Origin of the sequence: Pontibacter vulgaris (assembly GCF_022758145.1) — a bacterium.
GTDB classification, from domain to species: Bacteria; Bacteroidota; Bacteroidia; order Cytophagales; family Hymenobacteraceae; genus Pontibacter; species Pontibacter vulgaris.
The window spans coordinates 862,094-875,652 of record NZ_JAJVDH010000002.1; the positions used below are offsets into that span (position 1 = coordinate 862,094).

Here is a 13,559-nt window from a genome sequence, read left to right on the forward strand (position 1 = left end):
TATGTTCTGGTATTGATTATACTGCTCTTTACCGCGGTACTTTTGGTATGGCCTAAGCAACGAAAAAGGAAAGTAATTCTCGGTATGGCGTCAGCAGCTATTTTATTATTGGTGGTTAATTGTATGAACTACCTCTTTGAGTGGCACCCCCTGAGCCTGTCATTACCCTTCACAAAGTCACAGTCTTTTGAAGTTAGCTACGAACCTTACATATGGCAAACTACAACGCCTGCAAACGCTCATCTTAATCAGGAAGAAATAGAGCAATACTTGCAAGAAATAGATGCTTGGGAAAGGTTAAGAGGATTGGTAGTGATCAAAGATGGGAAAATAGTGATAGAGAAGTATCAGAAAGGTGCCACCAGGTATAGCGCATTCAATGTCCATTCTGTCACTAAGAGTATTACATCTGGTTTAACCGGTTTAGCTATTCAAGAAGGATATTTAAGTTCTGAAGATGAAAAGGTAATGCCATACTTTCCGGAGTACCAGCAAGGCGCGTCAGCTAACTTAAAGGAAAAACTTACGGTAGCTCACCTGCTATCCATGCGAGGTGGCTTTACCGGATGGGACGGGCCGCAGAATGCAGAACAAGTTATTCTGGATGAAAAAGTTTCTGAAAGTAAAATAGGACAGGAGTTTAAATATTTTACCGGCTCGCATATGGTGCTTTCTGCCATGCTTGCGAAGGCTTCCAAAGCTACTACAAAGGATTTTGCCGAAGAGAAGCTATTTAAACCTCTTGGTATCCGATGTGGCTTCTGGCGAAAGGTGGATGGTTATTACGCTGGCGGCGACGAGACTTATTTCACTGCAAGAGATCTGGCCAGATTTGGAGAGTTATACCTTACTAAAGGAAAAGTAAATGGTGTACAGCTGCTGGACTCATCATGGGTGGAAAAGAGCTTTGCGAATTATACCACTGAAAGTAAAGCCTTCCGGACTTTAAACTGCTACCAGGAAGTAGGGTATGGTTTCTCCTGGTGGCTGTTAAACCATAATGGTAATACAGTTTACACAGCAAGAGGCAAAGGAGGGCAATACCTTCTGATAATACCCGAGCAGAAGGTGATTGCCGTTATTTTACAGGAATGGAATCTGCAAAAAGACTTTAAAAAGGAGAATGCATATTTATGCAAACTACTCTCTTTAATTACAACAGAAAGTATAGGAACCACCAATAACGTAGCGCATAAGTAAAGCTTGCTGTCTCGATTATACTTATGTAATTCTGAAGTTAAATAATAGCTATAGCTCAGAAGCGCGGGGCTTACGTCCGGCTACAATATAGATTAAACTGCCGCCTGCCGAAATATACTCGCCTTTCTGTAGCTTCTGTTTCAGGTTGAACTTGTTGTATATTAGCTTTTGCCAGTAGTCGTCGAACTTTTCTTTGGTGCCGCCCCCCGCCATAAAGTAATTCAGGTTATCCTGGTAATGGTAACCCATCGCTTCCGATTCTATCCAGCTGATCATCTGCTCCACGCGCAGCATGGTTTCGGCAGAATCGTAAGGCGGAATAATGGAAAGCGCTTTATCAGAAATCCATACTTTGGTATCGCGCAGGCCGGCCTTCAGGAAAAGATCAGGTATAACATCACCCAAAGAGTTAAAGCCTTCGCCCAGCCTTTTTTTGCCTTTCTCAATGCGTAGTTTCACTTCCAATACTTCCAGTGTACTTTCTACATCCAGGTCGGTTTCGCCGTAACGGTCGAACATAAGGTTAGGAACTAAGTTGTTGGGCTCCAGGGCCAGTACCCATCCTCCGGGCTTTGTGATCCGGATCATCTCCTGAATTACGCGTTGCGGATCTTTCACGTGGATCAGCAGCGTCTGGCAAAGAGTTATGTCGGCAATGTTATCGGGTAAGGGAATATCGGAGGCGTTGCCTACCAGAAATTTATAGTTAATATTATTGTTGTATAAGCTTTGCGCACGCTGCCGGGCCTCCTCAATATACTCCGGCTCAAAATCTACGCCGTAAGCCGTGGCACCCGCAGGCATATATTTCGAAAATTTAAAGCCCATCATGCCTTTACCACAACCAATATCAACCAGGGTCTGGCAATATTCCAGGTTCAGCCGCCGCGCCAGTAGTTCCAGGTAATCGTCGTTCCACCAGTAATCGCGGGCCGGGCCCAAATGTTCTTCTGAGTGTTTCTTTTCTTCGTGCTCTTCCAATTAGTATAAGGTAATATTGTAAAACAGAAAGCCCCTGCCAGAGCAGAGGCTTTCCATGTTTAAAAAGCTATAGCAGCTTTATTTCATTTTCTTCCACTCGGCTATGACCTTTTCATTCATACGCACATAGTCGTCGTTGTTTTCTTTTTTTGCAAGCGCCATAGACTGTTCGGCAGTTTTAATAGCACCTTTATAGTCTTTCATCTTTGCCTGAATTTTGGCTTGTGTATGCAAGTTCCAGAATTTAGGTTCGTTTGCATTAGCTTTTTTCATCCACTCGGCAGCTTGCTTCAGGTCTTTGCCAGTTTCCAGGTAGTAAGTAGCAGCAGCGGCATACATACCCGGCGCTACGTCTTTGCCGTTTACAACTTTCTCCTGAATCTGAGCCATCACTTTGCTTTCCACATCTGTTTCGATGGTGAAGCTGGCAATTGTTTTATCCCATAGCAACTCTACATCAGCAGCGTTGTTTTTCAGGTTAGCAAAGTTGATCGTGAAAGATTCTACGGCACGTGGATTGGTTTCAGGCTTTACCTTAAAACGAGCCTGGTCTTCTTCCTGCTTATACTCTTTACCACCATCGCCCCAATGCTTGGTATTTTTATGGAGGATGATCGTCCATTCTGTTTTGCCCGGAATAGTATAAAGCGCATACTCGCCGGCAGGAATTTTATTGCCAGCTATAGTTACTACATCACTGAATTTAATGATAGTAGCAGCATTAGCACCGGTGCGCCACATTTTATCGTAAGGTACTACGTCGCCTCCAAAAATGGTGCGGCCCTTTACCGATGGGCGTGAGTACGTAACGGTAACATCTGTTAAGCCAACTTTCTGGGTTACAGTAGAAGCAGGGCTGGGTGCAGGCATAGCGATCTGAGCCTGAGCGGCACCAGCGCCAAAAAGAAGGGCAGCCGATAGGGCAAAGCCAAGTATACTTTTCTTCATGGTTTTATAATTGGTTTGGATGATTATACTTTCTACCTGTAATATTACTAAAAAGAAAGGGCTTTAGCGAATACGCATTGCAGCCTGCACACGATACACGACAGACTAAAAGCTCCGCCCTATACTCAACCCAAAACGCGGTACGACTGCTCTGCCCGGTGTTTTGGCATTTGGTTCTGAGGAGATAAATGGAGTGGCTGCCAAGCGCACCAGCATGCCTCCCCGCGGCGGCTGATACCGGAACCCGATACGGCCAAAATACATGCTCTGTATCAGGTCGGGGGCATCTGTGAAACGGCGGGTATAACCCAGGCCAAATTCAAAATGTTTCGCCCGGTTGCCCAGCATGCCGAATGCCTCTACGGGTACAATAGGATATGCTGATGGCTCTTCAGGCAGAAAAAAGAGGTTAGAGCCTATGCCAGCCCGTAAGCCGGCTTTTAGTTTTTGTTGCTGGTAAATGATGCGGTCGTAGTTGAGGGAGTATACGTCGCCGTTGCCGCCAAGCTCTAAGTATAAAGAATTGAGTGCTTTTAGTTTTTGCCGGCCACCTTGCGCTGCTACTAAAAATGGCAGCTGAAACAGGCAAAGTATAAGTATAAAAATGCGGGTGTGGTGTAGCATGTAGGGTAGTAGGTGCTGGTGCCGTAATAATGTTGGCGCTTACGAAACATGCATACGCAAAAGTATAGTTTTAAGTATATATAAAACGGAAAAAACCTGCCGGGGAAGCTCCGACAGGTTTCCAGGTTAATCAATAAGTAAAATCTTTAGCTCAGCTCGAACTGTAGCCTGAGCAGGTTGGCATAAATACCGTCGTTGTTGTTAGAAAGCTCATCGTGTGAGCCAACCTCTACTATTTCGCCGCCATCTATCACCAATATTTTGTCTACTTTACGGATGGTTGCCAGGCGGTGCGCGATCACGATGGTAGTGCGGTCTTTCATCAGCTCGTCCATGGCCTGCTGCACCAGTTGCTCCGATTCTGAGTCGAGCGAGCTGGTTGCTTCGTCCAGTATAAGTATAGCAGGGTTTTTAAGTATAGCTCTGGCAATGGCCACGCGCTGGCGCTGTCCTCCTGAAAGTTTTATACCGCGCTCACCAACCAGCGTATCCAGCCCTTCCGGGAAAGCTTCTATAAAGTTGTAAGCGTTGGCTTTTTTAGCGGCAAGTATAATTTCGTCTTCGGTGGCTTCTGGTCGGCCATAGGCAATGTTCTCGCGGATGGTGCCGCCAAACAATAATACTTCCTGTGGCACAATGCCAATATTACCACGCAAGGTGGTCAGGTTCATGTCGCGAATATCCATGTTATCAACCGTAATGCCGCCATGCTGCACATCGTAAAAACGCATCAGCAACTGCACTATAGTTGATTTACCGGCACCACTTGGGCCCACCAGCGCTATTTTTTCACCGGAACGAATATTCAGGTTTATATCGCGCAGCACCTGTACGTCAGTGCGGGTAGGGTACGAGAAAGCAACATTGCTATAGGTGATGTTACCGTGTACTTTTGGTACCTCGCTCAGGGCTTTAATGCTCTTGTCAGTTGGTTCTTCAGTTTCGTTAAGTATCTCCTGTATGCGTTCTGTAGCGCCTAAAGATGCCTGTACTTTGCCATAGATCTCGCCTAAGCCGCCAACAGATGCTCCAATGAAAACCGTATAAATAATAAACGAAGTAAGATCGCCAATTGTAAGGTCGCCGTTATGAACCAGCGTGGCACCATACCATATTACCAGGATAATGCCCCCAAACAAGCCTACGATAATGAAAGTGATAAAAGCACCACGATAGTAAGCAGCAGAAAGGGCTGTAGTTACCGCTCTGCCCAACGATGCTTTGTAGCGGCCCACTTCGAAAAACTCGTTTGTAAAAGCTTTTACCGTGCTGATTGCCTGCAGAGTTTCTTCTACAATAACGTTGGTATTAGCCAGTTCGTCCTGCGTTTTCTTGGCCAAGCCTTTAATTCTGCGACCAAAAACCAAGGCCAGTGCCACCAGTACCGGGAAGGTAGCCAGCATAAACATCGATAGTTTTATGGATGTCCACATGATAATGCCGATACCAACGACAAGGGTAGTTACCTGGCGGAAAAGCTCGGCTAATGTTATCGAGAAAGCATCCTGTACCTGGGCTACATCGGTTGTAATACGGCTGGTAATTTCGCCAACGCGGCGCTTTTCATAGAAAGAAATAGGTAACGATACGAACTTTGTATACAGGTCGCGGCGAATATCGGCCACGGCGTTTTCGCTAACCTGCGCAAAAAAGTATACCCTGAAAAATGAAAAAGTACCCTGCAGCAGGATTACCGCAAACAGCCCCAGCGCAATCATGTTGATGTCTTTCAGGAACCAGTCGGCGTTGCCGGTAGAGGAGTCTACAAGTTTACCCGTGATAAAAGGGAAAACCATCATGGTAAGGCTGGAAAGCACCAGAAAGATCAATCCAACTATAAACTTATACTTGTAAGGTAGTACGTAGCTAAAAATGCGGAGCCCGCGACGAAAGCTTTCTTTGCTGATGCTTTTTCTGCCTTCTTTCTCCTGCGCGCTGTTTAGCCCGATTCCGCGTTTTGCCATTAATTAAATGTTGTGTTAAGAATTTGCTGTTTTTCCTATCCTGTAGATGGATTTTAAAGCAATGGGTTTTGTGATTAACAGCGCAGACGCCATAAAAATGCCACAATCCCAACTAATCCTGCAAAGGTAAGCATTCTGCCTGAATTGGCAGTAAAGGTAAGTTAGCATTTATATGTTGGGTTTCATAGTTGAGGCTTTTGCAGTTAGTTAGCAGGCTATACTTACATACTTGCTGTTCTTCCTCAAGTCTTATTTACCAATTGTTTCATTTTATACTTTGGTTCGCTCCAAGCCCGCGAGGGCTCGTTTTCCTGTTCAGCGCTGTGTTCCCTTCCTTTGCTCCTGCGTCGCAATGCCTTGCAGGCACCGGAATCTCACAAGGCGCCTCACAGGAAAACTGATAACTTCCTCATAGCAATTGCTCATTTATACTTTGAAACCGTAAGCTCCGAGATTTTTCAGCACTGTATTTCCGTAGGGACAGGTCGCGACCTGTCCGCGCAGGTCCATAACTATGAAACTATACTTTCAACAATATCGAGAACAGAACACTCCCCGCCTTGGACAAGAAGGGGTGCAGGGTGGGTTTATACTTCTGTCGAATTAGATTTCTTGTCAAGCTCAAAATAACAGGCAAAGGTTTCCTGATCTCCAGATTACTTCTGAGCCAGTTCCAGCTTATTATTTTTTTTAGAAACAGCCAGCAAGCCGGTAAAAGTCAGTAGGCCGTTCAGGAGCAGAACTTCAAAACCAAACTCATATCCAAAGAGCCATTCTTTTGAGTTAGAGCTAATGATATAGGTAAGTACAGGTGCCAACACACAAATAACAGGAACAAACTTGTCGCGGATGTTGCGCTTGGTAAATAAGCCGAATGAATAAAGACCCAGCAACGGGCCATAAGTATAACCTACCAATACAAATAAAGTCGTTATTAGGCTCTCGCTGTTTAACATCCGGAAAGCAAAAATTACCAGCACAAGCACTACCGAAAAACCAGCATGCACAAAGTAACGAAGGCGCACCCGCTCGTGCTCGCTTCGCTCTTTAAAGTTTAGAAAATCAACGCAGAATGACGTGGTAAGCGCTGCAAGAGCAGAATCGGCGGAGGCGTAAGTTATGGCAATAATACCAAGTATAAACGCAATAGCTGCAAAGTATGGGAAGTGATTAAGCGCCAGGAACGGATACACATCATCAGCTTTGGCCGGCAGCGCAATGCCTTTCTGGCTGGCGTAAGTATAAAGCAGCGCTCCCAATGACAGGAAAAGAACGTTTACGATCAGCAAAATAACACTGAACCAGAACATGTTCTTCTTTGCTTCGCCGATGTTCTTGCAGCTCAGGTTTTTCTGCATCATGTCCTGGTCCAGCCCGGTCATGGCAATGGTAATGAAAGCGCCGGAAAATACCTGTTTCAGAAAGTAATTTCCTGCCTTATAATCCCAGACAAATACCTGCGCATACTTGCTGGCTGTAACAGTATCAACCATACCCTTGAACGATAGGTTAAGCTCATTTGAAATAAGAAAAATGGTGCTGATAACAGCCAGCATCATGGCCGCCGTCTGGAAAGTATCTGTCCAGATAATGGTTTTCATACCACCCCTGAAAGTATAGATCCAAATCAGAAGTATGGTAATGATAACCGAAACAGAAAAAGGAATGCCCAGATCGTCAAAAACGGCTAATTGCAGCACGCCCGCCACCAGAAACAGGCGAATAGCCGCGCTGAGCGTACGCGACAGAAGAAAGAAAGCAGCCCCTGTTTTATAAGACCAAAAACCCAGCCGTTGCTCCAGGTAAGTATAAATTGATACCAGGTTAAGCCGGTAGTAAAGCGGCATGAGCACCAGTGCAATTACCACATAACCCAGCAGGTAACCCAGCACCAGTTGCAGGTATGAGAACTGCGCTTTCTCTACCATACCCGGTATCGACACAAATGTAATGCCCGACAAGGTTGTACCGATCATGCCGAAAGCTACCACATACCACGGCGATTGCCGGTTAGCCAGGAAGAAAGTATCGGAATCGGTGTTTTTACTAGTAAAGTATGAAATGAGGATAAGTATACCGAAATAAGCTATAATTAAGCTTAAGATAAAGGTAGCTGACATAGTTTGCTATTGTTAAAAGCTGCCTCGTGCAGCAAGCAGTTGCAAATATAGCAAACTATAAAGCGTAAGAAGCGGCCTTTACAGCAGTTCTTTCAGCAGGAGCGGCTCCCCGATGGCAGGCAGTTGCAGGCCTTGCAGCAAACCAGCAGCTGCAATTTTCTGCAACAGGCGCACCGGCTCTCCCGCTGGCTCATCCGACAGGTCGAATGTGCCATAGTGCATAGGTATAAAGGTGCCGCCGCGCAGGATGTTAAAGGCCTTAACAGCTTCGTTGGGGTTCAGGTGGCTTTGCTGCATCAGGAACGATGGTTTATAAGCGCCAACCGGCATAATGCACACATCCACAGGACCGAACAAAGCTTCTATCTCTTCAAAATGACTATCGAGGGCGGTGTCGCCGGCAAAGTATAAAGTTTGGTTTTGGGTCTTGAGCAAAAAACTGCCCCAAAGCACTTTATTCATATCGTTCAGGCCACGGCGGTGCCAGTGCGATGCCGGTAAAAAGTATATCTCTACGTGATCAGGTGTCAGGTCAAAGCGTTGGTACCAGCCTGCTTCCTGGTAAGGCAGGTGCCGCTCAATGCTACGCAATAAGCTGCCTGCCTGCAAGGGCACCAGGCTTTTTATCTGTGGGTTGTGCTCGTATACTTTCTGGATAGATTTCTTGTCAAGATGATCGCGGTGTGCATGCGACAGCAATAAAAAATCAATGTTCTTTAATTTCTCAGGCGCGCAGGGCAGGCTTGTGCGCCGTTTCATCATCGGCAGATCATAAAATATAGGATCTGTAAGAAAGGTAACGCCACCAAAGCGAATAAAGAAACTGGCATGGCCCAGCCATACGATCATATCCTCCTCAGCATGTATAAAATCACAGTTGCTGATGGTAGCAGGCACATAGGTATCGAACTTTTTCTCGTCGCGTTGCGGGTTAGCAGAAAATTTCCAGCGCAGTACATTGCCAAGCTCAGGTTCGTAAAGCTTATTAACATTGAAAAAGCGCCCGTTCTGGGTTTTGTTTCCCCGGTAATCAGGCTTTATAACAGGGAGCTTGTCGTTTTTGATGTGCCGTATGTGGTTCTTTTTCTGCTGCAAAATAATCTGCCTTTGTTTCAGGAAATATAACTGTAAACGGTAAACAGGAAAGAAGAGGTACAGTTACAGGTATTAAAAGTTGCTGTTTTTACAAAGAAAAACGCCTTCTAGGTATAAGAAGGCGTTCCTGAAATTGTATTGATTCGGATTAGTAACCAAATGGATTGCTCTGATAACTGCCATAACCGGGGCCATAAATCGAGTTGTAATACGGCAAAGCACCATCAGTATAGCGCAAACCACCAGTTACGGTAAAATGCTCGGTTATTTTGTAGGTAGCTTTAAAATCGGCACCATACCTGCCCGGGCTGTAGAAGTTATTGTACAAGTTGTTTTGACCTGCTGTGTTCGAAAAATCTTTCCAGATGTTGCCGCTTAGTATGAGGCGGTTGTTTACCAGGTAATCGCCGCCTGCACTTACGATGTAATGGCCGGTGCTGCCGGTACGGCGCAACATGGTGCCGCCTTCGGGGTTGGCTACAGTTTCGTTATGGGGCAGCACATTCAGGTAAGTAAAACTGGCGTGTGCCCTGAAACGGTTGGTAACATTATAGCGAACCGATGGCTCTACATATGTGGCGCCGCCAAACTGACTGTTAAAGCTGGCGCCTGCCGATAAGTTATAGTTTAACCTGGGGCCTGCGAAAGATGGCTTTACAGCAGCCGGAACCGTTGTGGCTGCTGCGGGCGCTGAAGCTGACGTAGCTGTTGCTGCAGGCACCGCATCCAATGCAGGTTTTACGCCCGACTGCGCCATTGCCTGGCCCGCTGTAAGCAGGCTGCCCGCAAGTATGGTTAGTAGTATTTTTTTCACTGATCTGGGTTCAGGTTTACTCAAAGTTACTGTTTAAGTGCCTAAAAAGCAATGGTTATACTTTGCTTCGTGGTTATAACATCAACGCCTTCAGGCTGCTTTTGTTTTAACCTGCTTTTGAGTTAAGCCACGCTTTTCTGAACTGCTCCATCTCTGGTGTCAGCGTTTTTCCTATACTTTCAAACGGTACAAGCTCCAGGGTTGGTACTTCATCTAAAGTAAGGTTAACAGTACGGGGCTGGCCGAGGCGCTCAAAAGTAACCGGAATGCTGTCGCCGGGTTTGTGTTTGCCCAGTATCTTTTTCAGTTCTTTCTCGCTTCTTACTTTTTTGCCGTCCAGTGTAAGTATAACATCGTTCCTGTCTAAACCGGCCTTGTAGGCGGCTGAGTTAATAAACGTACCGGTCGTAATTTTAGCGCCTGTTTTGCTATACTCATAGCCCATCATACCCAAGGTTGCCTGGCCAGAATTGGCCTTGCGTAATTGCAAACCTGCCTGGGCCAGCAGCGGCTCAAAATCTGGCAACTGGCTGCCGTTAATGCTGTTTTTGAAAAAGTCTGCTGCCCATATTTTATCTCCGGATACTTCGGCCAGGGTTTGCTCTAAATCGGTTAAAGTATAAGGTTTTTCAGGTTTGCCATATTTGCTCCAGAGCGCCTTCATAAAATCATCCAGCGTTTTGTTATTCTTCTGGCGGAGCGTCATGTCCAGGGCGAGGCCGGTCATGCTACCGTAGGTATAGTATGAGATAAAGGTATTGTGGCGGTTTACAGGATCTACGGAGCGGGCGGCATCTACAAAAGGAGCCTGTTTGCTCATCTCTACCAGACTATGGTATTGGCGGCCCGGGGAAAGGAGCACATAATTTAAATCGCCGGCAAGGCCGGATGCATACTTCTTTAAATCAAAAATGCCTGTTCTGGCCATGGTCAGGTCGCCGTAGTAGCTGGTGAAACCTTCTGCCAGCCACAAAGCCTCGCTCATATTCGCTTCCTGAAAATTAAAGGGCTCCAGGCTCTTCGGGCGGATGCGCTCCACGTTCCAGGAATGGAAAAGCTCATGCGATACGGTATTAAGCTGCCCGTTCATGGCTTTTGCCAAAGGCGCAGAGCTGGTAAGCATAGTAGAGTTGCGGTGTTCCATGCCATCGCCTGACGCCTGTGGCATGTAGCAGCCAATAAATGTATAACGGCCAAAGTCATAATCAGGTAGTTCGCCAAAAATGGCACGTTGTTCGGCTACAATTTTTCTGGCTTTATCGGCATAGGCATTAAACTGCTCTTTCGTGCCCTGGTGGTGGAGGGTAACCTGCACGGTTTTGGTTTTGCCGTTTTCATTAACTGTCCATTCGGCCATGTCAAAATTGCTAAGCTCGGTAGGGCTGTCCATCAGGTACTGGAAGTTAGGTGCCGAGTAGGTATTGCCTTTCTCGGGTTTCAGCTGGGTGGCTACTTTCCAGTTGCGGCCTTCGGGCAGGTTAAATGTAACAGCAGCCGGAGCCTTCTCAAATTCTTTGGCGTACAGCAAGGTGGCAGGCAGGTTAAGGTGCGCATGCGTTTCGTCTATACCGGCATAGGTGCCGTCGGCGTGGTCTGCAAACAAAGTATAAGTTACGGTGGCGCTGCCGTTGTGGCCTGTTACATCCCACTGGTTTGTATTTGCCCGGTTTACCGGCAATGGTTTGCCCTGAGCATTAGTGGCGTGTACGCTGTATATATTCTTGGCAAACTCATGCAAGGCATAGCGGCCCGGCGAGCTTCGGCTCATCAATACTTTCAGGGTATCGTTTTTAATGCCGGAAAAAGTAACACTGATCTCGGCTTCGTGGTGAACCGCATTGGGGAAAGACAGGCTATAAGTTACTTTTTGCTGCGCTGACAGTGGCTGCGAAGCCAATAACAAGGCAAAGCCAAGAAGGCCGTATATTTTATTTTTCATAGTCTGATAGGTGTTAAAACTTAAATATAGCTTTTTTACTGAGTTTGCACAACTAAGCTTGCCTGCGGTATACTTTGGATTTAATCATGTTGTGGAAAAATGATTCTGAAGCAACTTGCTGTAGGTTAAGCTCTTCGAAATGTTTCTGATAATCCGGGAGCTTGTTTGCTTTTACTCCGCTTACAGTTCCGAAGAACAAATACATACTTTTTACCAGCAATTGTTGCCAGAACGGCGGCGTAGGTTGCAGCCAGAAATCAGTAAAGAGCCACAAGCCGTTGGCAGATAAGGCTGTGTTAAGCCTGAGCATAAGTTGGTACAGGCGCTGCGGCGGGAAAAGATCGAGGAGGAAAGGCGTGAGAATGACGTCAAACACATCTGCCGGGCGTAATTCAGCTTCCGTTCCCAGCCTGAATTCTACTATAGTATCAGGTTTTATACCTGCATGCTGATAGCGTTGCTGCGCCAGCCGGAGCATGTTGGGAGAAGCCTCTAAGTATAAAATATAACTGGCTTGGCTATACTTCAGAACCTGTTCCAGCACCCAGCCGCTGCCGCCGCCAATAATAAGCACCCGGGCGTGTTGCGGAATAAACTGAAGCAGGAAGTGTTGCGCCTGTTGTTGCGCATTGCCAAAAACAAGCTTTGCCAGCCTGTCGTAAAACGGGGCTACTTTATCAAAACCGCTGTCGGGGAGGTGGGGCAAGTATAAAACGGGCTACGTTAGAAAGTATAAGCTCGGGCAAAAGTATAAACTATGGCTTAACGGTCGTAATGCTCTTCCAGAATTCCTTTCAGCTTTTCGAAAATATAATCTGTCAGTTCTTTGCGGATGGCGAGGCTGTTGCCTTTAAAAACTTCCCTGAACTCCTCGGCTTTACCATCATATAAAACAGACACGAACATGGTGCCTACCGGCTTTTCGCTGCTCTCGGAGGCACCTTCGCCAGCCAGCCCCGTGGTGGCAATGCTGATGTCGGCGTTCAGTGCTTTTTTCAGGCCCATTACCATTTCGTTTGTTACCTGCTGCGATTCGGCTGTGTATAAATCCAGGGTTTCCTGCTTCACACCGAGCAGTTTCTTTTTTGCTTCCGGCTGGTACACCACCAAACTTCCTTTCAGCACATCGCTGCTGCCTTTGCCTTTCACAAATTCCGAAGCCAGCATACCGGCTGTGCAACTTTCGGCAAAAGCCAGGGTAAGTCCTTTGTCTTTTAGTTTTATAATGATTTCTGTCAGTTCGTTCTGCGTCATGGCAAGTATAAGCGAAGTTAATGGAGTGCTTATCTTACTGCTTTAGGCCCTTATTGGTTTTGAGATAAGGAGTATGTTTCCAGCACTGAATACCGTGGGTGAGGCGAAGTGATTTCAGATTGCCACAATCCGATGGTATCTACAGCAAGCGAAACAGGCGTATCCGGTGCAATGTTGGGCAAACCTTTCGGGGCAGGCTTATCTTTCCGGAAACGGGCCAGCGTAATATGCGCAATAGCTTTTTGCCTGGCAGGCGGCTGCGGTGCCAATGCATTTGTCAGGTCGCGGCTCAGGTTCTCGAAGGGTGTGCTTTGTGCAAAACGTGCCCAGATTAGTCGCGGCGATTTAGGCTTTGGGCCCGGCTCGGTTTGTTCCAGCTCCAGTGTAAAAGGGGCATGATTTTGCGCTACCTGCTGTATACTTTGTTTAATGCGGGGCAATTCTGATGGCGGCACGTTGCCGATAAAGTATAAAGTGAGGTGTAAATTTTCTTCGGGCAACACCCGTATAACAGGATCAGTAAAATGGCCCACTGCTTCGCTAAGATGCTTTTTTAACGCTGGGGGCAAAGCGGCTGCAACAAATAAACGTATGGTGTTTGTCATAGAACAGGTACAAGT

The 13,559-nt window shown here is 46.5% G+C and carries 12 protein-coding genes; 1 reads left to right on the forward strand and 11 read right to left on the reverse strand.

What is annotated here, in order from left to right; all coding sequences use genetic code 11:
* Positions 1-123 precede the first annotated feature (123 nt).
* Complete coding sequence (locus LWP20_RS04940) at positions 124-1,200, forward strand: serine hydrolase domain-containing protein (RefSeq protein WP_242927000.1); 1,077 nt, start codon at positions 124-126, stop codon at positions 1,198-1,200.
* A 48-nt stretch (positions 1,201-1,248) separates the two neighbouring features.
* Here LWP20_RS04940 and LWP20_RS04945 read toward each other — a convergent pair whose 3' ends face one another.
* From LWP20_RS04945 to thpR, 11 genes are all read right to left on the reverse strand, one after another.
* Positions 1,249-2,181: a class I SAM-dependent methyltransferase gene (locus LWP20_RS04945; protein WP_242927001.1), complete on the reverse strand. Its 933-nt coding sequence runs from the start codon at positions 2,179-2,181 to the stop codon at positions 1,249-1,251.
* 78 nt (positions 2,182-2,259) lie between these two features.
* On the reverse strand, positions 2,260-3,129 hold the full coding sequence (locus LWP20_RS04950) for a DUF2911 domain-containing protein (RefSeq protein WP_242927002.1): 870 nt from the start codon (positions 3,127-3,129) through the stop codon (positions 2,260-2,262).
* Positions 3,130-3,234: 105 nt separating this feature from the next.
* Positions 3,235-3,753: a hypothetical protein gene (locus tag LWP20_RS04955; RefSeq protein ID WP_242927003.1), complete on the reverse strand. Its 519-nt coding sequence runs from the start codon at positions 3,751-3,753 to the stop codon at positions 3,235-3,237.
* Positions 3,754-3,899: 146 nt separating this feature from the next.
* Complete coding sequence (locus tag LWP20_RS04960) at positions 3,900-5,717, reverse strand: ABC transporter ATP-binding protein (RefSeq protein ID WP_242927004.1); 1,818 nt, start codon at positions 5,715-5,717, stop codon at positions 3,900-3,902.
* A gap of 656 nt (positions 5,718-6,373) precedes the next feature.
* Positions 6,374-7,837: a sodium:solute symporter gene (locus LWP20_RS04965; protein ID WP_242927005.1), complete on the reverse strand. Its 1,464-nt coding sequence runs from the start codon at positions 7,835-7,837 to the stop codon at positions 6,374-6,376.
* A 78-nt stretch (positions 7,838-7,915) separates the two neighbouring features.
* Positions 7,916-8,932 (reverse strand): MBL fold metallo-hydrolase, encoded by a 1,017-nt coding sequence (locus LWP20_RS04970; protein WP_242927006.1) that lies wholly within the window; start codon positions 8,930-8,932, stop codon positions 7,916-7,918.
* Between the two features lie 148 nt (positions 8,933-9,080).
* A complete protein-coding gene (locus LWP20_RS04975) occupies positions 9,081-9,746 on the reverse strand; it encodes a hypothetical protein (RefSeq protein ID WP_242927007.1) in 666 nt (221 codons plus the stop codon).
* Between the two features lie 106 nt (positions 9,747-9,852).
* Complete coding sequence (locus LWP20_RS04980) at positions 9,853-11,685, reverse strand: M61 family metallopeptidase (RefSeq protein WP_242927008.1); 1,833 nt, start codon at positions 11,683-11,685, stop codon at positions 9,853-9,855.
* A 52-nt stretch (positions 11,686-11,737) separates the two neighbouring features.
* A complete protein-coding gene (locus LWP20_RS04985) occupies positions 11,738-12,391 on the reverse strand; it encodes a class I SAM-dependent methyltransferase (protein WP_242927009.1) in 654 nt (217 codons plus the stop codon).
* Positions 12,392-12,447: 56 nt separating this feature from the next.
* A complete protein-coding gene (locus tag LWP20_RS04990) occupies positions 12,448-12,939 on the reverse strand; it encodes a CinA family protein (protein ID WP_242927010.1) in 492 nt (163 codons plus the stop codon).
* Between the two features lie 50 nt (positions 12,940-12,989).
* The gene (thpR, locus tag LWP20_RS04995) at positions 12,990-13,544 is read right to left on the reverse strand and encodes an RNA 2',3'-cyclic phosphodiesterase (protein WP_242927011.1); all 555 of its coding nucleotides are present in this window, start codon (positions 13,542-13,544) and stop codon (positions 12,990-12,992) included.
* Positions 13,545-13,559 lie beyond the last annotated feature (15 nt).

Excerpts from the sequence above, each read along its gene's own strand:
- LWP20_RS04940 (WP_242927000.1), top strand. The coding sequence starts at position 124 with ATGAACTACCTCTTTGAGTGGCACCCCCTGAGCCTGTCATTACCCTTC.
- LWP20_RS04950 (WP_242927002.1), bottom strand. The coding sequence starts at position 3,129 with ATGAAGAAAAGTATACTTGGCTTTGCCCTATCGGCTGCCCTTCTTTTT.
- LWP20_RS04955 (WP_242927003.1), bottom strand. The coding sequence starts at position 3,753 with ATGCTACACCACACCCGCATTTTTATACTTATACTTTGCCTGTTTCAG.
- LWP20_RS04960 (WP_242927004.1), bottom strand. The coding sequence starts at position 5,717 with ATGGCAAAACGCGGAATCGGGCTAAACAGCGCGCAGGAGAAAGAAGGC.
- LWP20_RS04965 (WP_242927005.1), bottom strand. The coding sequence starts at position 7,837 with ATGTCAGCTACCTTTATCTTAAGCTTAATTATAGCTTATTTCGGTATA.
- LWP20_RS04980 (WP_242927008.1), bottom strand. The coding sequence starts at position 11,685 with ATGAAAAATAAAATATACGGCCTTCTTGGCTTTGCCTTGTTATTGGCT.
- LWP20_RS04990 (WP_242927010.1), bottom strand. The coding sequence starts at position 12,939 with ATGACGCAGAACGAACTGACAGAAATCATTATAAAACTAAAAGACAAA.
- thpR (WP_242927011.1), bottom strand. The coding sequence starts at position 13,544 with ATGACAAACACCATACGTTTATTTGTTGCAGCCGCTTTGCCCCCAGCG.